18 protein-coding genes and 1 tRNA gene are annotated in these 24,258 nt (G+C 42.2%); 7 read left to right on the top strand and 12 right to left on the bottom strand.

What is annotated here, in order from left to right:
- Nucleotides 1–63: 63 nt before the first annotated feature.
- Nucleotides 64–137: transfer RNA gene (locus B5Y40_RS29260), tRNA-Arg, on the bottom strand.
- A 135-nt stretch (nt 138–272) separates the two neighbouring features.
- Between B5Y40_RS29260 and B5Y40_RS29255 the strand changes: the two genes are divergently transcribed.
- Complete coding sequence (locus tag B5Y40_RS29255; RefSeq protein WP_079690440.1) at nt 273–1,004, top strand: porin family protein; 732 nt, start codon at nt 273–275, stop codon at nt 1,002–1,004.
- 53 nt (nt 1,005–1,057) lie between these two features.
- Here the strand turns inward: B5Y40_RS29255 and B5Y40_RS29250 are convergent, their stop codons facing one another.
- The 3 genes from B5Y40_RS29250 to rpoN are packed head-to-tail and all read right to left on the bottom strand — an operon-like array spanning nt 1,058 to nt 4,052.
- Complete coding sequence (locus B5Y40_RS29250) at nt 1,058–1,840, bottom strand: enoyl-CoA hydratase-related protein (protein WP_079690470.1); 783 nt, start codon at nt 1,838–1,840, stop codon at nt 1,058–1,060.
- 59 nt (nt 1,841–1,899) lie between these two features.
- Nucleotides 1,900–2,523 (bottom strand): hypothetical protein, encoded by a 624-nt coding sequence (locus B5Y40_RS29245; RefSeq protein ID WP_143785990.1) that lies wholly within the window; start codon nt 2,521–2,523, stop codon nt 1,900–1,902.
- Between the two features lie 47 nt (nt 2,524–2,570).
- Entirely contained in the window at nt 2,571–4,052 is a 1,482-nt protein-coding gene (gene rpoN / locus B5Y40_RS29240; protein WP_079690437.1) for an RNA polymerase factor sigma-54, read from the bottom strand.
- A 280-nt stretch (nt 4,053–4,332) separates the two neighbouring features.
- Between rpoN and asnS the strand changes: the two genes are divergently transcribed.
- The 3 genes from asnS to B5Y40_RS29225 all read left to right on the top strand — a co-directional run bounded on the left by asnS (nt 4,333) and on the right by B5Y40_RS29225 (nt 7,600).
- Nucleotides 4,333–5,769 (top strand): asparagine--tRNA ligase, encoded by a 1,437-nt coding sequence (gene asnS, locus B5Y40_RS29235; protein ID WP_079690436.1) that lies wholly within the window; start codon nt 4,333–4,335, stop codon nt 5,767–5,769.
- Nucleotides 5,770–5,859: 90 nt separating this feature from the next.
- The gene (locus B5Y40_RS29230) at nt 5,860–6,567 is read left to right on the top strand and encodes a DUF1003 domain-containing protein (protein ID WP_079690435.1); all 708 of its coding nucleotides are present in this window, start codon (nt 5,860–5,862) and stop codon (nt 6,565–6,567) included.
- Nucleotides 6,568–6,577: 10 nt separating this feature from the next.
- A complete protein-coding gene (locus B5Y40_RS29225) occupies nt 6,578–7,600 on the top strand; it encodes a threonine aldolase family protein (RefSeq protein ID WP_079690433.1) in 1,023 nt (340 codons plus the stop codon).
- A 49-nt stretch (nt 7,601–7,649) separates the two neighbouring features.
- Here B5Y40_RS29225 and B5Y40_RS29220 read toward each other — a convergent pair whose 3' ends face one another.
- Nucleotides 7,650–7,991: a T9SS type A sorting domain-containing protein gene (locus B5Y40_RS29220; protein WP_221409008.1), complete on the bottom strand. Its 342-nt coding sequence runs from the start codon at nt 7,989–7,991 to the stop codon at nt 7,650–7,652.
- A gap of 165 nt (nt 7,992–8,156) precedes the next feature.
- Here B5Y40_RS29220 and B5Y40_RS29215 point away from each other — a divergent pair, with 165 nt between their 5' ends.
- Together B5Y40_RS29215 and B5Y40_RS29210 are read left to right on the top strand one after the other, a co-directional pair.
- Nucleotides 8,157–8,789 (top strand): ABC transporter ATP-binding protein, encoded by a 633-nt coding sequence (locus B5Y40_RS29215; RefSeq protein WP_079690431.1) that lies wholly within the window; start codon nt 8,157–8,159, stop codon nt 8,787–8,789.
- Nucleotides 8,786–9,901 carry a hypothetical protein gene (locus tag B5Y40_RS29210; RefSeq protein WP_079690430.1) on the top strand — a complete coding sequence of 372 codons (1,116 nt, stop codon included), beginning with the start codon at nt 8,786–8,788 and terminating at the stop codon, nt 9,899–9,901. Before B5Y40_RS29215 ends, B5Y40_RS29210 begins: the two co-directional genes overlap by 4 nt.
- 41 nt (nt 9,902–9,942) lie before the next feature.
- Here the strand turns inward: B5Y40_RS29210 and hutI are convergent, their stop codons facing one another.
- The 3 genes from hutI to B5Y40_RS29195 form a co-directional block, all read right to left on the bottom strand.
- Nucleotides 9,943–11,178 (bottom strand): imidazolonepropionase, encoded by a 1,236-nt coding sequence (gene hutI, locus B5Y40_RS29205; RefSeq protein ID WP_079690429.1) that lies wholly within the window; start codon nt 11,176–11,178, stop codon nt 9,943–9,945.
- A 111-nt stretch (nt 11,179–11,289) separates the two neighbouring features.
- On the bottom strand, nt 11,290–12,366 hold the full coding sequence (locus B5Y40_RS29200; RefSeq protein WP_143785989.1) for a hypothetical protein: 1,077 nt from the start codon (nt 12,364–12,366) through the stop codon (nt 11,290–11,292).
- Nucleotides 12,367–12,475: 109 nt separating this feature from the next.
- Complete coding sequence (locus tag B5Y40_RS29195; RefSeq protein ID WP_079690427.1) at nt 12,476–14,989, bottom strand: GAF domain-containing protein; 2,514 nt, start codon at nt 14,987–14,989, stop codon at nt 12,476–12,478.
- 199 nt (nt 14,990–15,188) lie between these two features.
- Between B5Y40_RS29195 and B5Y40_RS29190 the strand changes: the two genes are divergently transcribed.
- Nucleotides 15,189–15,995 (top strand): transporter, encoded by an 807-nt coding sequence (locus tag B5Y40_RS29190; RefSeq protein WP_079690426.1) that lies wholly within the window; start codon nt 15,189–15,191, stop codon nt 15,993–15,995.
- Between the two features lie 60 nt (nt 15,996–16,055).
- Here the strand turns inward: B5Y40_RS29190 and B5Y40_RS29185 are convergent, their stop codons facing one another.
- The 4 genes from B5Y40_RS29185 to B5Y40_RS29170 all read right to left on the bottom strand — a co-directional run bounded on the left by B5Y40_RS29185 (nt 16,056) and on the right by B5Y40_RS29170 (nt 24,170).
- Nucleotides 16,056–18,425: an ABC transporter permease gene (locus B5Y40_RS29185; protein WP_079690425.1), complete on the bottom strand. Its 2,370-nt coding sequence runs from the start codon at nt 18,423–18,425 to the stop codon at nt 16,056–16,058.
- Between the two features lie 41 nt (nt 18,426–18,466).
- The gene (locus B5Y40_RS29180; RefSeq protein WP_079690424.1) at nt 18,467–20,881 is read right to left on the bottom strand and encodes an ABC transporter permease; all 2,415 of its coding nucleotides are present in this window, start codon (nt 20,879–20,881) and stop codon (nt 18,467–18,469) included.
- Nucleotides 20,882–20,947: 66 nt separating this feature from the next.
- Nucleotides 20,948–23,305, bottom strand: coding sequence for an ABC transporter permease (locus B5Y40_RS29175; RefSeq protein WP_079690423.1), 2,358 nt, complete (start codon nt 23,303–23,305; stop codon nt 20,948–20,950).
- A 202-nt stretch (nt 23,306–23,507) separates the two neighbouring features.
- Nucleotides 23,508–24,170 (bottom strand): uracil-DNA glycosylase family protein, encoded by a 663-nt coding sequence (locus tag B5Y40_RS29170; protein ID WP_079690422.1) that lies wholly within the window; start codon nt 24,168–24,170, stop codon nt 23,508–23,510.
- Nucleotides 24,171–24,258 lie beyond the last annotated feature (88 nt).

Genomic DNA, 24,258 nt, shown 5'->3' with positions numbered 1-24,258 from the left:
GCCCTCGGGAGTGAGTGGTATAAAATAAAAAAGGCAGAAGAAAGTTCTTCAGCCTTTAAAGAGTGCACTCGCAGGGATTCAAACCCCGAACCTTCTGATCCGTAGTCAGATGCTCTATTCAATTGAGCTACGAGTGCGGTTAATTACCGGGTGTGGGTGTGAATTTGGGAGTGCAAATGTAAAGAATAAATTCACTTGACAAAATAACACGTTTGGCTCTGCCAACAAAAAAGCTATTTTTGAACCTTTATTTTACTGATAGACAGCAAACAATGAGAAAACTCGCGGCTATTACAATTTTTACAGTTCTATTGATTCCTGCTTTTGGCCAGGACACTACTCCTAATACTACTACCAAAAAGACGGGACGCCCTGATATACCGGGGACTTTTACTCTTGAACTAGGCGTAAACAGCGCTTCGGGTAGTCCGAGTACTTTCGATATCGGCTTTTGGGGCTCACGCTCATTGAACGTTTACTACCAGTACGAGATGCGCATTTTAAAATCAAAGTTCAGTTTCGTACCGGGGATTGGATTCAGTTTTGAGCGTTTTAAATTTAAAAACAAGTATACACTGGATTATAACGGAAGCTCATTAATCATGGTGTCTCCACAGACAGCGGGACGTACCAACACCAAAAAGTCTCAGTTGATCACCAACTATATTGAAGTACCACTTGAGATTTGTTTCCGTACCAACCCAGAAGATCCTGCAAGGAGCTTCAAAGCTTCTATTGGTGGACGTGTTGGTTACATGTTCGACTCCTTCTCGAAAATTAAATACAAGGAAGATGGTGAGATGAAAAAACTGAAAGACAAACAGGATTTCAATCTCCAAAAATTCCGCTATGGCGTCTCTGCTAAAATCGGTGTGGGTAACTTTAGTCTCTTTGGTTATTACAACTTGACTGATCTCTTCCAAAAAGATAAAGGCATCCTAGAAAATAGCCAGGTAAAAAATTTCAATACAGTAACAGTGGGTATATCTCTGTCGAGTTTCTAATTCCGCAGCGTACCACTTTTAATAAAAGAGCCCGTGATGATCACGGGCTCTTTTTATTTTCCCTTAAAGTCTGGCTTTCGCTTTTCGAGAAAAGCATTTACACCTTCTTTATAGTCTTGTGTATTGCCTGCTATTTCCTGGCAGTACGCTTCATATTCAAGCGCTTCGTCTAGTGTAGCCGTTGTAGCTTTGTCCAGCATTTTTTTGATCAGGCCAATGGACTTCGTGGGAGCCACGGCAAAATAATCGCTATATTCTTTAACTGCTATATCCAGTTGATCGGAGGCAACTACCTTGTTGATCAAACCGAGATCAAGTGCTTCTTTGGCTTTTACGCGTGTCCCCATGCTGCACAACTCAAAGGCTTTCGCTTTGCCTACCAGTCTTGGCAAGAAATAAGACGAGCCTGAATCGGGCACCAGTCCTATATTTACAAACACTTCGATCAGCGTTGCTTCTTCAGAAGCTACAATGACATCGCATGCCAATGCCAGAGAACATCCTGCGCCAGCAGCCACACCGTTGAGTCGGCAAATTATAGGTATAGGTAAATTGCGCATAGCGCGGATGATGGGGTTATATCGCTTGTGCAGTGAATCGATAAAGGATCTCTTCTCTGTTCCGGCAGCAGCCTTCAAATCCTGTCCTGAACAAAAAGCTTTGCCCTCTCCGGTCAACACCACTACCCGTGCTGTGTCATCTTTCGCGACAGCTTTAAAAGCATCCTGAAGTTCAAAAGTAATATCATCATTCAGTGCATTATAAACTTCCGGCCGGTTTAGGGAAATAGTAAAGACTCCACCTTCCGGTGAATATTTCAAAAATTTATATTCCATAGATATCGAAAAGTTTGGAACCGAAGCTACCGTTCTTTCACAAGACATGAAAGATAAACTTAAAACAAAATGACCATTCCGATGAGGCTTGTGGCGAGCCCGAGGACAGCACCGATCATCACTTCACGGGTTGTATGTACGTGCAGTTGCAAACGCGATGACATGATAAAGCCTGCCAAAACTATGGCGACAAGTGACGGATAAAAGAGTGAGCCATCTTCCGAGAGTTTATTCAGCGGCACCACTATACCTATAAATCCCCAAGCCGCAAGGCTGTGAATACTTACTCTGTAGAACAACGTTGTTATAGCCGAGACTACAACCAGGGCATCTGCTATCAGCAGAAATTTAAAAAGATTATCGTTCATGCTTACGCCTGTTCTGGAGTAGAACAAGTAAGTGATCACGAGGTATAGCGTTGCTATAAATGTAAATGGAAGAATTCTTTCCTTGCGATTTTGTAATGTGATACTGCTGATCGTTCCGAATAATTTCAGCAGCCCTATATTCACAGCCGGCAGTAAAAATGTGAAAGCAAATATAATGATCACAAAAGTCCACTGTGTTTCTATTTTCAACGGATCTAACCCCAACGGAAAATATAGGGCGAATAATGTAAAGAGGTATGTTACCATCAACAACGGATGGAATACGAAGGAAATAACTTTCGCTATTGAATTCACGCTAATGAAAAAGGATTTGGGATGAAAGATTTAGCAGACACCATGGATTACAATTCTTTACGAAGCCGTGCGACTGGTATATTTAGTTGCTCTCTATACTTGGCAACGGTTCGTCTCGCAATGTTATACCCTTTGTCATTCAGAATTTTTTCCAACTTGTCATCCGAATATGGTTTGTTTTTATCTTCACTTTCAATGATATCTTTGATAATCTGTTTTACTTCACGGCTACTCACCTCTTCACCGGAATCTGTAGATATACCTTCCGAGAAGAAGTACTTCAGTGGATAAATACCAAAATCAGTCTGCACAGCTTTGCTGCTCGCCACACGTGACACCGTAGATATATCCATGTTGATCATGCCCGCTATATCTTTCAGGATCATCGGCTTCAGCTTGGTCTCATCACCTTCCAGGAAAAAGTCGTATTGGAAATCGATGATGGCCTTCATGGTTCTGAGCAATGTTTGCTGGCGCTGCTTGATTGCATCGATAAACCATTTTGCAGCATCCAGTTTTTGTTTCACAAAAGAAACCGCTTCCTTGAGCTTCTTATCTTTCTTATCACTCTTATCGTATGCCTTGAACATCTCGGTATAGGAGCGACTGATGCGAAGTTCAGGAGCATTCCGCGAGTTTAGGGCCAGTTCGAGTTTGCCGTTGTTATTGGTAAGTATAAAATCAGGAATTATATACTGATTCTTCACCATAGAGGGAGCACTGCTTCCGCCTGGTTTCGGATTCAACTTCACAATCAGATCAACAGCATCCCGAATGAATTCTTCATCTTCCGTTTCAAGCTTCTTCTGAATTTTCTGATAGTGCTTCTTCGTGAATTCATCGTAGCAATCGGTGATGATCTTTTTAGCAACCGCTACATCTATATCATGGCCATTGTCCATGCGCTCCAATTGAAGCAACAAACATTCCTGCAGGTTGCGGGCAGCAATGCCCGGAGGATCGAATGTCTGTATTTTCTTGAGTACCGATTCTACTTCCTCCACGGTGGCCTCTATACCTTGCGAGAATGCGAGATCATTTACGATTGCATCAAGGTCTCTGCGTATATAGCCATCACCTTCTATACTCCCCACCAATTGCTTGCCAATGGTATATTGTTTTTCATCAAAGCCCAGAAATTCGAGCTGGTCCATAAGCTGCTCATGCAGAGATGTAGACATCGGCAGCGGCATATCGCGCTCCTCTTCATCATCACCATCGCCTTGCATTTTATAGCCGCTATAGTCATCATCGCGTAAATAATCTTTTATATCTACGTCTGACTCACTTCCTGATGATGCATCTTGATATTCTTCTTCCTGTTGTTGTTGTTGTTCAAATTCCTCATCGACCTTTTCCTGATCCTCTGCTTCACCCCCCTCGCCTTCTTCCAGTGCAGGATTAATTTCCAGTTCTTCCTCAATCCTGGTTTCAAGCTCGGCAGTTGGCACCTGCAACAGCTTGATGAACTGTATCTGCTGAGGCGATAGCTTTTGTTGTAACGATTGACTTAATCCGAGTTTCTGCATTAAAAAATCCTTGTTTAGATCAATAGATCAAAGACTATGCAAATTTAAAAAAATAGTCCACTCTACGGCTAAAAGTCGTTGATCCATAGCGTACAGACGATCATTCCTGAAGGAAAAACAACGACTCGCAGGTCACTATAGCACCAAGACTCCTTTCAAAACTCCTAAGTTTTTTCGTTTTTTGCGTCCCCTGTGCACATTACCCTGTTGCACGTTAATCGTCATCAAACCAGATAACGCATTAACATTAACGGATAGTGTAACGGATAACCAATAGACCATGAAACGCATCAAGATTAAAGAACTTCTCGCCACGAAACCTGAGAGTCAAACAGTTACAGTTAAAGGATGGGTACGAACTTTCCGTAATAACCAGTTCATTTCCTTGAACGATGGTTCGACCATAAACAACCTTCAGGCAGTGGTGGAATTGAATTCGATTAGCGAAGAGACTCTGAAGCGTATCACTACCGGAGCATGTCTTTCTGTTACAGGTGAATTGATTCCTTCTCTTGGTAAAGGTCAAGCCATAGAAATAAAAGTCAAAGAGCTTGAAATTTTAGGAGACAACGACCCTGAGAAATATCCCTTACAATTAAGGAACAAACCTAGTCTTGAATATCTCCGCGAGATCGCTCACTTGCGTTCGCGCACAAATACATTTAGCGCTGTTATGCGTGTGCGCCATGCGATGGCATTCGCGGTTCATAAATTCTTTAACGACCGTGGATTCTTCTACATCCATACGCCAATCATTACCGGTTCGGATGCGGAAGGTGCGGGCGCTATGTTTCGCGTTACTACCCTCGATGCAAATAATCCTCCACGCGATGAGCACGGTAAGATAGACTACAAAGAAGACTTTTTCGGTCGTGAGACAAACCTGACAGTTTCAGGACAGCTGGAGGGAGAAACCTATGCATTGGCATTAGGTGATATATATACTTTCGGCCCTACATTTCGTGCCGAAAATTCCAATACTACACGTCACCTGGCGGAATTCTGGATGATAGAACCGGAGATGGCTTTCTATGATATTCAAGACAACATGCAGCTTGCGCAGGAATTTCTTCAATACCTGGTAGGCTATGCGTTGGAGCATTGTGCTGAAGATCTCGAATTCCTGAACAAGCGTGCACTCGAAGAAGAACAAGCTAAACCTCAGGATCAACGCAGCGAATTAAGTTTGATTGATCGCCTGAAGTTTGTTGCAGACAATGATTTTCAACGCCTGTCCTATACGGAGGCTATAGATATACTCAAGAATTCCAACCCCAACAAGAAGAAGAAGTTTCAATACCTGGTGGAAGAATGGGGTGTAGATTTACAATCGGAACACGAGCGTTACCTGGTGGAAAAGCATTTCAAAAAACCAGTTATACTCTATAACTATCCGAAAGATATCAAGGCATTCTATATGCGTCAGAATGAAGATGACAAAACTGTAGCGGCTATGGATGTACTCTTCCCGGGTATCGGTGAGATCATCGGAGGCTCTCAACGTGAAGAGCGTTATGAGCGTTTGGTGAAGCGCGTGAACGAACTTGGTCTCCCTGAAAAGGAATTGTGGTGGTACCTTGACCTGCGCAAGTTTGGCTCGGCTCCTCACAGTGGTTTCGGATTAGGCTTCGAGCGACTGATCCTTTTTGTAACCGGCATGACGAACATCCGCGATGTGATTGCCTATCCAAGATTCCCTGGAAACGCAGAGTTTTAACCAGGATCAAAGATTGATCATGTCACGAAGTATATAATTCCTTTACCTGTATAGCTTAGGCCTTCAGGATTATTTTAATTTTAAGCTGCTATGCAAAAGGTAAAGTGCCAGATTACAAATAAAGAGTTGCCGACTTCAGAAGTGGTGAAGGGACACCAGATCAGACCGGCTATCCTGAAGATGATCCAGGCGGATCATCATAACTTTACAACCGACTCCTATATTTCACTGGATGAACTGATGAAGTATAGAAAGCGGTTCATGGAGCACATGTTAAAGGCTGAAGGCAAGGAACTATCCAAGCTGGAAAGAGATGTTCTCAAGAGCGTAAATGAAAATGAAGTTCTCGCCAGCAACATCGAACCTATACTCGACAAAGATCTTACGCTTGGTGATCGTCTGTCTGACCGCATTGCGGAATTTGGTGGAAGCTGGACGTTCATCATCACGTTCTTTTCTTTTATACTCGTGTGGATGATTGTGAATATATTTATTATCACCACACGTCCTTTTGATCCGTATCCATTTATACTCCTGAACTTGATTCTCTCATGCCTTGCAGCCATTCAGGCACCCATCATTATGATGAGCCAGAATCGGCAGGAAGCCAAAGACCGGATGCGTTCTGAACATGACTACAAAATAAATCTGAAAGCAGAGTTGGAGATCAGGTTGCTGCATGAAAAAGTAGATCACCTGCTGCTTCAACAAAATCAAAGGCTTATGGAAATTCAGCAACTTCAGATTGATCTGATGGATGATATACTTGACAAGCTGAATCACAAAAAGAAAGATTAAGATAACACGCATGAAGAAGACGTTTGCCAGCGACAATTATTCCGGTGTTCATCCCGAAGTAATGGAAGCATTACTAAAAGCTAACACAGGTCACGCAGCATCCTATGGTGCGGATGAATATACCGAAAGAGCAATCGCTCAATTTAAAGTATACTTTGGCAACGACATTGAAGTTTTCTTTGCGTACAACGGTACAGGTGCAAATGTTTTAGGACTTAGCGCATTAAGCCGTTCGTTCAACTCTATCATTTGCTCTGATCTCGCACACATCAATGTAGATGAATCTACTGCACCCGAAAAATTCCTGGGAAGTAAACTGATTACTATACCGACAAAAGACGGAAAGATATACCCTGAGGAAATTCAGAATAAAATTCAACGGGTAGATGATCAGCATCATCCACAGGCAAATGTAATATCGATTTCACAGTCTACCGAATATGGAACTGTATATACTATAGATGAAGTAAAAGCTATCGCGGATGTTGCTAAAAAGAATAACCTGTTCTTTCACATGGACGGTTCGCGGATTTCGAATGCAGCAGTCAGCTTAGGGAAGGACTTTGCATCGTTTACGCGCGATGCCGGAGTTGATGTGCTTTCGTTTGGAGGAACCAAGAACGGAATGATGTTCGGTGAAGCGATTATATTTTTCAAACCCGAGCCCGCCCGCTATTTTAAATATATCCGCAAGCAAGGCATGCAGCTTCACTCCAAGATGCGTTTTATCAGTGCGCAATTTGAAGTTTTGTTAAGCAACGATCTATGGAAGCGAAATGCCAGCCACTCCAATCGCATGGCTAAATTATTAGAGAAGGAATTAAGAAGTGCATCTGTAAAGATAACGCGCCCGGTAGACGCTAACGGAATTTTTGCAATCCTTCCGTCCGCTATTATACCCAAGCTACAAAAAGAGCACTACTTCTATGTGTGGGATGAGAAAACCTTCGAGGTTCGTTTGATGTGTTCTTTCGACACAACGGAAGAAGAGATCAAAAGCTTTGGTGCTACGCTACGAAAGCTCTTGAAATAATCTAATGTCTAATACGTGAAAGGGAAAGTATAATTTCTCGATAGTATACTTATTTCTTTACAAACTTAAATGTACTCGTAAACTTCGAGTCCTTATCCTTCATGGCCAGCAGGTAGTATCCTGAAGCAAGGTCTTTTACGCGAACTCTCAATTCGTGTTCATCCACAATTTCTGTTTCCGTGTTCATCTCGTTTCCGATAATGTTATGGAGCGACAATTTAATGTCCTGAGCCTTGAACTGATCAATACGAATGTGTACGAATTCTACTGCAGGGTTCGGGAATATATGAACTGACTTCACGAGGTCTACATGCTCTGTTTGTACCGGGGGATTCTGTTCGCGCTCCTGCGCGATCACTTCCAAAGCTGCTGCCCCGGCTATGATCATCATGGTAATTATTCTAGTTAAGCGCATTGTGTAATTCTATTTCGTAGTTGTACGACAAATACCAAACCAAAGTTCGTCTTAAACCTTGTTCTTTTGTATTAGATGCGACAAATGCCAAAAAGTTTAAGACAAATGACAAATATTTTTATTCATCAGCACAATTTTTAGATGTTGGTAGTTCAAAATTTCTCAAAAAGCTATGGCGATCTGCTAGTTCTGGCACTTCCACACGCTCAGTTCCTGCCTGGTGTTTATTGGATCAAGGGAGAAAATGGTTCTGGAAAGACTACTTTTTTTAAAGCTTTGGCAGGATTGCACCCATGTGAGGGAAGTATTCGTTTTGGGGATGGCGTGGATTTACATCAACATCCTGTGCCCTATCGTAGAAAGGTAAATTATAGTGAAGCCGAGCCACAGTTCCCCGGGTTCCTTACTCCCAAAGATCTGTTCCTTTTTATTGGCAAGGCTAAACATGCCTCCACAGCACAACAACAAAGCCTGATCAACACCTTTGGCATCGCTCCGTATTATGAGAAGCCTTGCGAGACGCACTCCAGTGGTATGTTGAAAAAAGTATCGCTCGCACTGGCATTTCTAGGATCTCCTCAACTCATCATCCTGGATGAACCATTGATTACACTAGATGAAAGTGCCCGAAACATTTTACTTACGCTCATGAACGAGCGCATTACCAAAGACGAAGTAACATTTCTCGTTTCATCACACCAGGCATTGGAGAGCGATCTATTACTTGTACGAGAGACCTATGCGATTCAGAACAAGACCTTGATCAGATTATGAAGCCTGAAGGACTTGTCTTTCGAAAAGTTTTCGTGCTCGCATACTATAAACAGAATGCGAGTTTTTTCTTATTGGTGATCGGATTGGCCGGTGGATTCATGCGAAGTTATGATCATATAGCATTGGCTGAATTCTTCGTCAGCAGCTACTTCCTTTTATTAATACCGTTCGCTGTATGGGCCACCTATACTTTTAAGGTGATGAACTTCAACGCTGAAACAATAGCCAGAAACGAGAATGAGTTTTTATATTCCTATATACTCTTACCGAAGACTGATCAGTGGATTACATTGATTGTTACAGTGCTCAATCAATTGGCTCCAGCAACTGTATACGGTATATTTCTGATGGCAGTGGCATTCAAGCACGGCATCATGAGTACGGTCGTTTTGGTGTTGATAGCACTGATCTCGCTTACTATACTCGCCTCCGTAACATTATACAGAGCCTTGCATCATCCGGACCAGGAGCGAAAGGTCAGTGCCATAAAGAGATTTTTTGACAGGCTGTTCAGCAAACCTTACCCCTTGTTTTTTATAGAGTGGATTGTAAGACGGCAACCACTGATGCTGATAGGTACCAAAGTCTTCAGTGCTGCAGTATTGTTGGGTGTTATGTATCTATACACTACGGATAAATATGACTATCGATTGCTTGCTATGGGAATCATACTAGCATCTGCAGCGAATTCAACGTTACTTTTGGAACTTCATTTTTTTGAGAATTTTCATTTTAGTTTGATGCGCCAGTTACCATTAAGCTTTTCTAAAAGATTTTCCTATACTATCACAACGGTGTTTCTCCTCACGCTTACCGAAATAGGTTTATTAATCACATACTTTCCTGATTCGCTGCCGCTTGTAATTTTACTTCAAAGCATTTTATTCCTTATAGCGATCAACATTTTTATCTACGGATTTCTATACTGGAAAAATCGCAACCAGGAACAGTTAATGCCTTTCATTTTTGGGTTGATCATGAGTCTCATTGTATTGGTACTTTTCAAAATACCACTTACGATCTTTATAGTATTTCACATGGTCGCGGGAATATATCTCTGGAGGAAATATTACTTTAGATTTGAATATACCCACGACAAAATATCAAGTTAGATATAGCACAACATTCTCCGTTGGTATACTAGTGAAGTAGGTTAACTATATATTTTCCCGTTTAGAATAACCCGATCTACAAGGCTGCTTCCAAAGGCGTACGGTAAATATGCAATGGAAGACATTGGCTTAGTGATATATACATTCGCGATTTTACCCTTTGTAATACTTCCATGTGAATGCTGAATTGCCAGCGCTGCTGATGTATTCAAAGTAGCCGCATTAATAGCTTCTTCAGGAGTCATTTTCATTTTGATGCAGGCGAACGCCACCATTAAAGGCATATTACCGCTGGGTGCAGAGCCCGGATTATAGTCCGATGCTATCGCGAGAGGCAATCCCGCTTCTATGAGTTGTCGTGCCGGAGGAAATGAGAGTCCTAAAAAGAAAGCGGCTCCCGGTAATGCTGTTGGGATCACGCGGCTATTCTTCAATGCTTCAATCTCCTCTGCTCCTATATTTTCAAGGTGATCAACGCTGAGTGCATTCGTCTTTACGCCTACCTGTACACCTCCGGAACGATGAAGTTGATTGGCATGTATTCGAGGCTGCATTCCAAAACGCTTGCCTTCTTCAACGATTCGCTCTGTCTCATCCGCGGTAAAAAATCCTTCTTCACAAAATACATCTATAAAATCGGCGAGCTTGTCTTCTGCTACAGCAGGGATCATCTCCTCTATAACTTGACGAACATAGTCTTCATGAGAAATTCCGGCAGGTATAGCATGTGCTCCCAAAAAAGTTGTCTTGACAGTTAATGGAGTTTCTTTACCAATGCGCTTTGCTACACGAAGCATTTTTAATTCATCGCGTGTGGTAAGTCCATAGCCGCTTTTAATTTCAACGGCACCAGTACCGGTTTGTATAATTTCGTGAGCACGTGCTAAAGTTCTTTCCACCAATTCATCTTCGGAAGTTTGCTGGAGTTTGCGCGCTGAATTAAGAATGCCTCCGCCCTTCCCAGCGATCTCTGCATATGTGGCACCTTTGATTTTCATCACGAACTCCTCTTCGCGACTGGCAGCAAAAACAAGATGTGTATGGGAATCGACAAAGGAAGGAAATACAAATCGACCGGTTGCATCAAGTACCTCAGAAGTTGGCAGTGAAGGCAACTCGTCCATGGTTCCGAACGAATGAATCAAGCCATCTTTCAAATACAGAAATGCATTTTCTATCGCAGGTAGTTCAGCCATTGCGTTACCAGCAACACGATCGATGCCGGGCTCTCGCACTTGCACCAATCGTTTTATATTCCGGATTAATATCTCAGACATGAGACGAAGTAAAGCACCCGCTGACAATAATCAAAGGAAGTGCAACAAACAGAAGAAGGTATACTTAGACGCACGCGTTTTATACGGAGCCGATCAAGTATACTTGCTCAACTATTTTCCGAAGGATTCTACTTTGTAGTCAAGGTTCGTACCGAATACCGGGAAGGCGATTTTCAGCATAGCATAGAATGTTCTTTTCTCTAGACTTGGGCGATATCCAACTTCTGCACCATACGACCAACCGAACTGGCGGTTAAAACGTCCATCTATACCCAAACGGAAACCTAGCTTTTTAGTCTTCAATGCATCTACAGCATACGTTGCTGTTGAACCTGCTATCGCTGCTCCGAATTCATCTTTTTCCGTATATACTACATCATCCAGAGAAAGGGACGGTGCGAAGAGTATATCTGCGTAAGCGGTGAACATCAAATCATCTATACCTTCCTCAAACTTATCGAAGTTTACAGCCACGTTCTTGATCCAGGTCATAGACCCTCCGAGGTATAAACCTTTTGATGACAAGTTGGTGAATGCATGTACATTCTGAAGTTTACCGGATGTATTATACTCCTGTATCGGCAATGGCTTGCCTTCAGCAGTGATCAATGCATTGTTATTAAGCTTCTGTGCATCAAGCGCACGCGCCAGGTCTGTGGAGCTATCCCAAAGAATACCACCCAGACGCACACCATAGATCTTTCTTACTTTACAAGGAACGTCAGCACTCAGCGGAACACGGGCAGCCCATTTATCGCCTCGGTAACTTTTCTTGTACAGAAACATTTTGGTCTTTGAGCTCTCCTCAAAATCCTTTACGTGATAGGTTGCTCCTACTTCGTAGTAGTTATATACTTCAGCGCGGTTGTCTACGCTGCTTTGCTTCACGGCAAGATCGCGTGCAAAATCAAAAAATTGCTGGCTGTATGTTTTCCGGAAGTGAACCCGGAAATCTATTTTATCCTTAAGATAATAGGCAGCTTCTGCACCAAAGCCGGCATTTACGTTGGTGGCAAACAACTCACCGTACAAGGGTATAATACCCACAAACAATTTGTTTACAGAATACGGCTCGTCATATATCTCTTCGTAGGTAACGGCCGTTTTATCTTTACGTTCGCCCTGCGCAAAAAGCGTGACGCTAAACGTCATGCACGCAGCCATAGAAATGAAAAAGCGATAATTCATAATACGGGTAGTTGAGTAATAATCAGTAAAAATAGTAAAAGTCAGGCTAAAAATTGTTTTACCTGAATACTCCCTACACGACAGATGTAATACTTTCCTTAAAAAAAGATCAATTTGTCCTGCTTTCGAGCATCTTTTTGAGCTGCTCCAACTCATTCAGCTTGCTCTCTATATCCGCTTCCTTGCGTTTACGCTCAGTAATATCTTCAAACATTCCGAGTACCGCTACTACTTCACCATGCTGATTCATTACCGGCACTTTGCTCGTTAGCACCCAGGATATTTCTCCATTACTATTGACGTTCTTCTCTTCGAGATCAAGTCTTGACTTACGGCTATTCATCACAGTCAGGTCATCGGCACGATAAGCTTCTGCGTGATCTTTCCAAGGCATGTCAAAATCAGTGTGGCCAACGAGATCTTTATGTGAACGTACACCTGCAACGCTGGCAAAAATCCTGTTACATCCCTGGAAACGAAGGTCTTTATCTTTCCAGAATACAGCACGAGGAATATTATCAATGATCGTCTGCAGCGTTTCCTGTGCTCCGTTCAGACTATCAATCATCGTGTTGATCTTCATCGTATTGTAGGCAACCGTTACAAGGTCTGCGCATGACTTCAGGAATTCTATATCTTCTTCTGTCCATTGCTTCTGTTGATGTTGCTGTTCACAACAGATCACACCAGCAATGCGTCCATCATTGAAGAACGGCACATCGAGTAATGAGTTTATATCCAGTGAATTGAAATATCCATCTGCAAATTCGCGAGTCGCTGGGTTGGTAAGAGCATCATTTGCAACGATAACATCTTCACGTGTGAGCGCTTCAAAATATCCCGGGTAGTCTTTTGCCAGCAATTCATTGCCTGATTCAAAAGTCCTGTCGCGAAGTATATGCAGCTTTTCATTCTTAAGTCTATTCTTCAGGTCACTGAGTGACCACACGCTACAGCGCGATACATGCAACTGATTACATATCGTTGATGTTATTTTTTCAAGCGCAGCATTCCAGTTACCCGATTGTACATCGCGGTTCTTGGTAAGCTCCATTAATACTTTTCTGTTTTTTTGGCTCACCTCGTTTCGCAGCTTCTCATCATCCAGCATACTTTGAATATGCTTCTCCTTTCTGCGCATCTCCTCCTGTGTAGCTTCAAGCTCTTCCATGTTTTGACGCATCTCTTCTTCCTGCGCGCGCATCTCCTCTGCTTGTTGTTGTGTTCTTTCCAGAAGTATACGTGTACTCTCATTCGCCCGTACAGTAGATATAGTCGATGCTATACTTTCCGCCAGTTTCTCAACAAGGTCAATCTCATATTCCTGGTATTGGCCAAAAGTTGCCAACTCGATTACGCCATATATCCGCTCGTTTACTTTCAACGGAACCAGTAATAAAGCATTTGGATTGGAACTGCCGAGACCTGATGTGATCGATATATACTCTTGTGGTACTTCGAGCAGATAAATGCGTGCGCCTTCCATAAAGCACTGCCCAACAAGGCCTTCGCCGATGGCTACATTTTTCTTGAGGAACTTCTTGCGTTCGAAAGCATAGCACGCTACAAGGTCCAATGTATTTTCAGTGCCGTTATCTTCATTTAAAATAAAGAGGCCGCCTTGATTGCTCTTGGTATACTTTACAACAAATTTTATGATGTTATCAAAGAGCTCTTCCGTTGAGGTAGTTGATGTGCGGAGGATCTCTCCTATTTGGGCCAGGCCGGTAGTAGACCAGTTACGCTTGCGATCATCCTCTGCATTGTTACGAAGCTTGTTACGCATCGTGATTAATGTATTGGACAGACTTTCATCTGCGAGCTTTTCTATTTCAACGGCATAATCACCGGCAGAGATCGATTCAACAAAGCCTGTGAGGGCGTTCACATCTTTGCTCTGTTCTTCGAGTCTCGCATTGTTCTCTGTCACCATTTTATCGCTGCCACTCTGCAGGCGATAAAGCAGCACGCATAAAAAGACGAATGCTACGATTAATGAAATGATAGAGATCCATGATAAGGTATCGATATAGGTAACATCAGACTTCACACTTGCATTGATATGAACAATCAGTTCATCCATTTTCTTTTGGAAGTTCTGATAGTTTGCATCAAACTCCTGATCAAGTTCACCTCCCGCTTCTTCACCGGTTGAAACCGTAGCCGTAACAATAACAGCTCCGGTGCTGTCCAGTACCGGTTCCGTTGCAGTGGTTACATGTTGTTGTTTAAATTTCCAACGTTCCTTAGCTGTGGCCAAAAGTTTATCGAGGCTAATGATCGATTCTTTAATAATGACCTGCGTTTCTTCATCGTTGGACTTTCCAAACTTGCCAAGTTCGTTTTCTTTACCATCGTATGCCGTTTGTAATATCTCTTTCGAGGATGCGAAAACAGTAAGGATATCACGCTCGAAATTCAACGAGGCATCACCTGCCATCAGCTCTTCAAACCACAAATGCGCTTGTGTAACACGATTCTTTATATTATCTCCTAACGAAATGTATGGAAGATTCTTCTGAAACGTGGCGACAGTACTTCGTTCCACATAAGCGATAAGAATTGCAATAATGAGTCCTATGACACCAAAGGCAATCGTGTATTTCAGAGCACGGTTTTTCATGTAGCTTAAAAAAGTTGAGAAGTAGCTTGGGTGAAAAGTTAGTAATATGACTGACAAAAAGAAAAGGGGTTGTATGGTTTCAAACGAATTAGCAAGTTTTACCAGGGTTTATTGCCGAAAACCAATAAACGTGTTGTCCATTTAGAATAATTAAATATCTTTTTTAGATTATTCTAAAATTATACTCAACCTCAATACCATGCGTCTTTTTATACTTTTACTATTGGTTTCGGTGGTGACATTTTCTGTTCAAGCACAAGATCCTGTTAAACGTTATTCATTGTTTAACCCTACACCGCGCAGTGAGATGCGCGGATTCAGTATTGACAGACCTGATGTTACTGAATCACCTATCACGGTTGATCCCGGACACTTTCAATTTGAGGGAGATATCGTAAAGTGGAGTAAAAGTAAACAAGGCGAAAGTGAGCGAACCATTAACATAATCAATGGTTTGTATAAGATGGGGCTTGCCCCTTCGTGGGATATACATATTGGACTGGAAGCTTACAATATTTACCAGGATATAGATGCCGATACTTACAACAGAGGTTATGGTTCCACCACCATTCGCCTGAAACATAATTTTTGGGGCAACGATGGGGATACACGCACAGCATTTGGTGTCATACCTTATGCTACTTTTCTCTCAGGCAATCCGTTTGATTCGGATGTTGTATATGGTGTGGGATTTCCTTTCGCATACGACCTTGCTGAAAAAATAGGACTCGGAGCGCAGGCCCAATTCGATTTTGTTCCTAATGAAAAAGGCAATCGTGAGCTCAGTTATTTCCAGACCATTGTATTGGGTGGGCCGCTTGCCGGCAATCTCGATTTTTACATAGAAGGATTAGGAACATTTGCGTCCGGCAGCAATTGGTTTACCGCTAATGGCGGATTGATCTACAACGTATCGCCTAATGTAAAAGTAGATGTTGCTACAAATATAGGCTTAACCAATAACGCTCCTACAAAGGTCTATCTTGGTTTTTCGTTTCGAATATAGACGAAACAAAAAAGGACAGCTATATATAGCCGCCCCTTGTATAGTATCGCTTGATTTATTCTATTCACTACGCAGGGAATCAACCGGATTGCCAAGAGCAGCCTTGATCGTTTGAAAGCTCATCGTCACTAAGGCCAGGGCAACCACCACAACTCCGGCCACTGTAAATGCCTGCCACGGTATGGCTGTACGGTATGCAAAATCTCCAAGCCATTTCTCCATCATATACCATGACGCGGGCGCTGCTATAGCAAAAGCTACGATCACCAGTATTAAAAAATCTTTTGAAAGAAGAATGATGATCTGACTGATAGACGCTCCCATTACTTTACGGATCCCGATTTCTTTTACCCGTTGTGCTGCGGTAAACGTTGCAAGTCCAAATAGCCCGAGACATGAAATGCAGATCGCTATCGCGGAGAACCCTGTAAACAGTTTTCCCATGCGTTGTTCATTATCATACATATTATCATAGGCATCATCCAGAAATTTATACTCAAATGGATAAGCAGGGTTATATTGCTTCCATATAGATTGCGCTGCTGCTACAGCTTCCTGATTTTGCATTCCGTTAGTCTTTACATATACCAGCCACAGCCAGTCTGGTCTATATAAAAATACAGTGGGCTCTATCTTCTTGCGAATGGAACGATGGTGAAAATCTTTTACTACGCCTGCTATAGTTCCCTTTGTTCCCCACAATGTAAAAGACTTCCCTATAGGATCTTCAATTCCAGCCTCGCGCACCGCTGTTTCATTCAGTATATATTTTGCAGAGTCTGAAATTGCTCCTGTAAAACCTTCGCCTTGTACGATCTCCATGCCCATCCCTTGCATAAAGTGTTCGTCAATGCTCATGCCGTGAACCATAAATTCCTGTCCTTCCTGTTTACCATCCCAATTTGTATCGCCCGTTGTATTTTCAATGGTGAGTACATTTTGATTGGCGATCGATATTTGCTCTATAGCAGGGTTCTTCAACAATTCATTCCTGATCGTTTTAAAATCCTTATACATCTTGCCACGTAAACCGAATGTAAAGGTGTTCTCTTTATTGAAGCCTAGTTTTTTACTCTGAATAAAATCAAGTTGTTTCCCGACAACCAGTGTACAAATAATGATTACTATCGACAATGAAAATTGCGTTACTACCAGTATTTTTCTGAATGTTGAGTTGCCACCACTGATGGTGAGTTTACCACGTATAACTTCCATCGGTTTAAAGGCCGACAATACCAACGCAGGGTATAGACCAGATATAAGCCAGGTAAGCAGCAACGAGCCAACCACCAGAGACGCCACCGTTGTATCCGTTAACGTGAAAGAAAGCATCTTGCCAGACAGTGCATTGTAAAATGGTATAGCAAGTTGAATCAGCACAAGCGAGAGCAATAACGCGAGAACAGAAATTATAGCGGACTCACTCAAAAATTGAACGATCAATCGTGCACGATCTGCGCCTACCGTTTTGCGAACGCCTACTTCCTTGGCGCGTTTGGTAGCACGTGCCGTGGCCAGATTTATATAGTTGATGCATGCGATCAACAGAATTGCCAACGCAATAATAAAGAATATGCGCACCGTCTGGATGCCTTCTTCACTGAGGTCCGCACCATATAAATGAAGTTTAGCAAGTGGCTGCGTGATATAGGTAAGAGATTCAGATTCTTTTTGATTCTTATGATGAATGTCTGTAAGTTGCTGCGCGACTGAATCTGCGGAAGCGCCATCATTCAACAACAAAAAAGTCTGGTAATTATAATTACCCCAGTCCGATTCAAGTGTCTTCCAATATTCATTTGCATTGTATTCCTTAATCAGTATTTCAAACGGAAAGAGGATAGCATACTGAAGCGATGAGTTCTTGGGGAAATCCTCCATGATACCAACCACTGTATAGTCATCTTTATCATTCAGCTTAAAAACTTTTCCTACAGCATCTTCTGTATTAAATACTTTTTTGGCAACGGAGGAAGAGAGGATTACGGATCGCGTATCAGGAAAAGGATTTTCAGAATTACCCTTCAGAAGCCTGACATCAAATACATTAAAAAAGTTATTATCTACATAAGCCTTCGGACGATCTTCCACTATCTTTTTATTGCCGTAGGTAAAGAGTGCTGTGCCATAGTAATCGGAAATACGCACCGCTTCTTCAATGGCAGGTATACTTTGCTTACCAAACACTGCAATCGGGGCGGGCGTTACGGGCCATGTTAATATAGTTCCGTTGTTTTCAAACTTCGCGTTCACTTTGTAGATACGGTCGCCCTTGCTATGAAAAGTATCATAGCTCAGCTCTTGCTGTACCCAGAGCATAAGCATAATGCTGGCTGCTATACCAAGCGCAAGGCCACCAATATTAATGACTGAATAAACGCTGTCGCGTAATAAATTTCGAAAGGAAAGTCGAATGTAGTTTAGAATCATACCTTAATTCTTGTTGCTATAGAGTTCTCTTTTTAAATATACTATTCACTGCGTAGTGAATCTATAGGGTTAGCGGATGCAGCCTTTACGGTTTGGAAACTAATCGTTAACAAAGTAATCGTTAGCAGGGCGACAAATGCTATAAAAAATAAAATCGGATTTATAGCGACACGCGTCGCATAACTTTCCAGCCAACGGCTCGCAGCCAACCAGGCCAACGGTGCTGCTATAATGTTAGCAACGATTACCAACATCATAAATTCCTTTGAAAGCAATGTCGTGATCTGGAATATATCTGCGCCTAAAACTTTGCGTACACCGATCTCTTTCGTCTTGGTAAGCACCATAAAGGAAACAAGTCCTAATAAACCGATCATCGCTATAATTATAGTTACAATGGAAAAAAGACCGAATACATTGGCAAGCTTCTGCTCGGTTTGATACTGCCGTTCAAAATCCTGATCCAGGAAAAAATAAGTATACTCATATCCGGGGAAATGCTTTTTCCAGAGTGCTCCGAGGCTTTCAATCAACTGTTGTGTATCGGCTGCTTTATACCGTATAGCATACATATAGCTTACACCGGGATTGAAATCCATTACCATGGGGCCGATGTGTTGCTGCAAACCAAGTTGATGATAATCTTTAACTACACCGATCACTTCTCCTTCAGGATGGCCGGAGGGTGACGTGATTTTTTTACCAATGGCTTCTTCCGGTGATGCCCAACCGAAAAGAGAAACGGCTGTCTCATTCAATATAAGTCCGTCTTTTAAAGATGCAGCATGCTCTTTATTGAATTGCTCGCCTGCAATTACTTCCAACCCCAGCGCTTGCGTATAGTGGTCATCAACCGCCATATACTCTACACTAATAGCATCATCACCAGATTTACCTTCCGGAAAAGCAATCTGGCCCTGCCATCCGGGATTACCCGGCAGTGAATTCGTAAATGTCACTTCCTTCACGTATGCGAGAGATTTCATTTCATTCCTGAATGTTTCAAAGGCTTCCGGATTCGGTGACTTTACACGTGCTGCATTGATCACGAAGATCTCATCTTTCGCGAAGCCCAGCGTTTGCTGCTGCATATACTTTAGCTGGTTAACCACGATCAGTGTACCTAACACGAGACTCAGCGAAATCACAAACTGAAATACTACCAGAGACCTTCTTAGTTGTACACCACGTATACTGGTATGCATTTTTCCTTTCAACACTTCGGCCGGTCGTAAAGCTGACATTACCAACGCTGGATAATAACCCGAGAGAAACGTTACTGAAATCAACAGGCACGCTATGCCCAAAAGTACCGTTGGACTATATAATGCGCTAAGTGTATAATGTTTATCGAGTAACAAGTTGAAGAAAGGCAACACGATGCCTGTGATGGTAATGGCGAAAAACAAAGATATAACGGTAAGGACAAATGATTCGCTGATAAACTGACGGATCAGTATACCGCGGGTAGAGCCTACTACTTTACGGAGCCCAACTTCTTTCGCTCTATATACTGATCGGGCAGTAGTAAGATTTACAAAATTGATGCATGCCAACAGGATCACAAAAGCAGCTATAGCCGATACAAGGTAAACCCGATCTATACTTCCGATGGGGCCCATGCTATTGCCATTGTTCGCCCGAAGGTAAACATCGTGCAGCGGCCGGAATATAACTTTTGCTTCCGAACCCCATTCTTTTAACATATCCGCGGCATGATCCTGATAGATGGTCTCCGCTTTTGCCTGGAATGCTGATATATTGGTTCCTTCTTTCAGTAATATATAGTTCGATGCGTTGAGATTACCCCACCCTTCATCAAACGTAAAATCGGTATCGAACAAAGGGTACGTAGCAAAAGATAACGCTATATCCATTTGGATATGAGAGTTCTCAGGTATATCTGCCAGAATACCCGTTACCATAAATTGAAGCGTATCCGAGAGTATAATAGATTTGTTCAATGCATCTTCTCCGGGAAAGAGCTTATTCGCCATGGACTCTGTAATCACCGCAGTGTAGGGTTCCGTTAAGGCCTTCTCAGGATTTCCCTTTTTTAATGGGAAGGAGAATATTGTCAGGAACTCGGGCGTAACAAAATGAATCTTTTGACGAATTCTCTTATCACCTTGATTTACCAATAAGAAAGAAGCATTCTTCGCATATAGAACTGACTCAACTTCGGGAAAATCTTTCTTGAGCACTGCGCCCACAGGCCACGCGTTGGTAGCCAATGCGCCACCTTCTCCGGAAGCCGGTGTATAAAAATTACTTTCAACGCGATAAATTCTATCGCCGTTAACATGAAAATTATCATACGATGCTTCATCGATAACATATAGCATAATCAGGATCCCAACGGAAAGTCCCAAGGCTAATCCCAGCAAATTGATAGCCGCATATCCCTTGAATTTCTGCAGGGAGCGGAAAGCAATTTTAATGTAATTGAATAACATATATCGTAGAGGTTATTGTAATTCCTTTATTAATCCGGATTTGAAATATACTATATATGAATCTGCCTACTCACTCCGTAAAGAATTTACAGGGTTGTTCATTGCTGCACGCGCAGACTGATAGCCCACGGTAAGCAATGTGATCAACAGTATACCAATGGATGGAAGTATAAAGATCCATACGCTCAGTTCTGCATGAAATGTATACCCGCCGAGGTATTCATTTGCCAGATACCATGCTGCCGGTAAAGCAACCAGCAAGGCTAGAAGAATAAGCTTTGTGAAATCGCTGCAGAGTAAATAGATAAGATTGATTACTGAAGCACCCAGTACTTTTCTTACACCGATCTCTTTCATTCTTCGCTCTGCAGTAAACGAAGCGAGACCAAATAATCCGAGACATGAAATCATGATAGCCACCAGCGTAAAGCTTAGCGACAACTTTCCAATCATGTCCTCATTTCTATACTCCTGATCATACTCTTCATTCAGAAACGAATAAGCGAATGGATAATCAGGATCATACTTGTGTTGTATTTTTTCAATGGAGGCAAGAGCAGCTTTTGCATCGCCTTCTATTTTTATAAAAAACCGCCACGTATTTTCAGGTTGGTATACAAATACCAACGGCATTATATTTTCTTTCAGATTACCATTATTAAAATCATGTATCAGTCCAATGATTTTTCCTTTACCATTCCACATATCCAGGTCGGTGCCTATAACATTATCACGATCCAGGCCCATCACTGCCATTGCCTTTTCATTGATAATATAGTTGGCAGTATCCTGTTTGTTCATATCTACAAAATTTCGTCCGGCCACTACTTCCATGCCCATGGTAGGAATAAAGTCCTGATCGCACGTAATAACTTTAAACGATACAATCTCATCAGAAGGCTTGCCCGGCCATACCGGGTCAGTAGTAGTATTGTTAATGGCAAATGGATTCTGTCCTGATACCGATACACTTTTAATTCCCTGCAATTGCAGCAGATCGTTTTTAAAAGCAGCATAATTTTTAGAAGTGCCGTCATGCTTGATTAACATCACCACATTTTCCTTATCAAAACCAAGATGCTTGTTACGAATAAATGTGATTTGATTATATACCACTATACTTCCTACAACTAAAACAATGGAAGCTATAAATTGAGCCACCACCAGCGTTCTGCGTAAGCCGCCACCAGTAAGCGATGATTGCGCGTTTCCCTTCAATACAGTTGCCGGTTTAAAGGATGACAGGAACAACGCAGGATAACTACCCGCTAACACGCCACTGAAAAGTGTAATGATCAGGAACCCGGATACAAATAACGGGTCGGTGAAATCCGGGCGGATGCTTTTGTTCGTTAGCGCATTAAAAAATGGGAGCATTACTTCTACGATTGTAAGCGCGAGTAGCAAAGCTATAAATGACAACAATAAAGACTCGCCTATAAACTGGACAATGAGTGAAGAACGCTGAGCTCCTATAGCTTTGCGCACGCCAACTTCACGGCTACGTGTTGCCGACCGTGCTGTTGCCAAATTCATGAAATTTATACAGGCAATAATCAGGATAATTATCGCTACACCACTAAACGCCAGTACATACTCGATGCGGCCGCCTACACTCACGCCATTCTCAAAGTCATGATATAGTCTAAGCTTTCGATATGGAAACAAAAAAGGATTATTGATACAGTCCTTGCAGTTGTCCGTTACAAGATTCTTGATCTTTGTATTGGCCGCTTCCAGGTCTGCTCCCGATTTTAGCGATGCAAAAGTCTGCATACCATTGTTGCCCCAGTTCTCTGCCGACTTATTTTCATTTACCCAAATCTGGTAAGGCAATATATAATCAAAGCGTAAAGAAGAGGGCTGAGGTATATCTGCAAACACTGCAGTTACCGTAAGGTCATATTGCTGGTTTACACGAAAGACTTTGCCTATAGGATCTTCATCACCAAAAAATTTATGTGCAAGCTTTTCCGAAACAGCAACGGATTTAATATCAGGAAGTGGATTCTCTCTATTGCCCTTTACAATGGGGAAACTAAAGATTGAAAAAATGGTGGAGTCTGCATAGAAGCCCGATTCGTCCAAAGATTTATCACCATACTTAAAAAGCATACCGGTGTCCCAACTCATGCGCATGGTCTGATCAATCTCGGGAACTTGTGCCTGCATTACATCTGCAAGCTTAAGCGGTGTCGCCCATCCGGTTTCTATCGTTCCGTTAGAGTACTTGAAGTTACTCATCACCCTATAGATCCGATCCCTCTTTGCATGAAACTGGTCATAGCTCATCTCATCGGCAGCCCACAAAAAAATAAATATACTGGTTGCCATCCCGATCGTAAGTCCGAAAACATTGATGAAAGTATAGCTTTTATACCGAAGCAGGTTTCGAAAAGAAGTTTTCAGATAGTTCTTAAGCATACAAATTGGGTTCAAAAAATGGGTTGATAAACGCTCCGGCAGCAAGCTTTTCAACATCAGTGCCATTAAAGAAATCGCGCTTTTCGGGTGATTTAACAGGATTTTCGCATTCGGAATCCGGTCAGATCCGCACGCAAGTGTCCGTATCCGGTCGGATCATTAATGTGATAAGTCAGCCGGAGCACCAACAACGTTTAACGGTTCAGGTTAACTTCCGGAGATAATCCTGAATATATACATCGACACTCTTGCGTTTGTATTGCATGATGAATCGCGGATGAGACAACGGTATAACTTCACCGAAGAAATTATACCTCTTATTAATTGCTGATAGATAATCGAAATTCTTTCCTTCACCCAGACAATAGCATCGCGCGCAGTTAACGCCAAAGTCAAGTTGCTCGCGGATGCATTGCAACATGAAGGGCTCGACTGCTTGTTGGAGTTCTTTAATATCGTAGTAGTTCAGGTTCTTTCCATCTTTTACAAACCCTAATGGACTTAACGCCGTAATATAGAATTGGTGATAGAACTTTTGCGGGCCACCATAGGCTTCTATCATGGCATATATATAGTTGGCAGAGAGTTCTACTTTCTTTGTAAGATCATTGGGTATACCAATCTTTTCAAGTTTCACCGGATCGGTAAAAGGCACACCTGTGATTCCCCCACCAAACCGTCCGGGGTTGATACCAAAGATCAGTGTGCGCGGATCGTTATCGCCATAGAACTTTTCGTAGAATTGCTTGCTAAGTTTAAATGCAGTTTTATCCTGATACGGATTCATTACTTCCACTCCTTCCGGCAATTTTGCCTGGATCGAAAGAGATTGATAAAACTTCAGGATCTTGCTGGCATTGGACATATACTATATATACTAAGTCGTTATGTGTTATGTACCCTCAGATTTCGCAGACGCGGATCAATGCACTAAAAAGACACGAAAATCTGCA

Source organism: Ohtaekwangia koreensis (assembly GCF_900167975.1).
Lineage (GTDB): Bacteria > Bacteroidota > Bacteroidia > Cytophagales > Cyclobacteriaceae > Ohtaekwangia > Ohtaekwangia koreensis.
The sequence above is the reverse complement of the archived record's forward strand: the minus strand, read 5'-3'. Positions and strand labels throughout refer to the sequence as shown.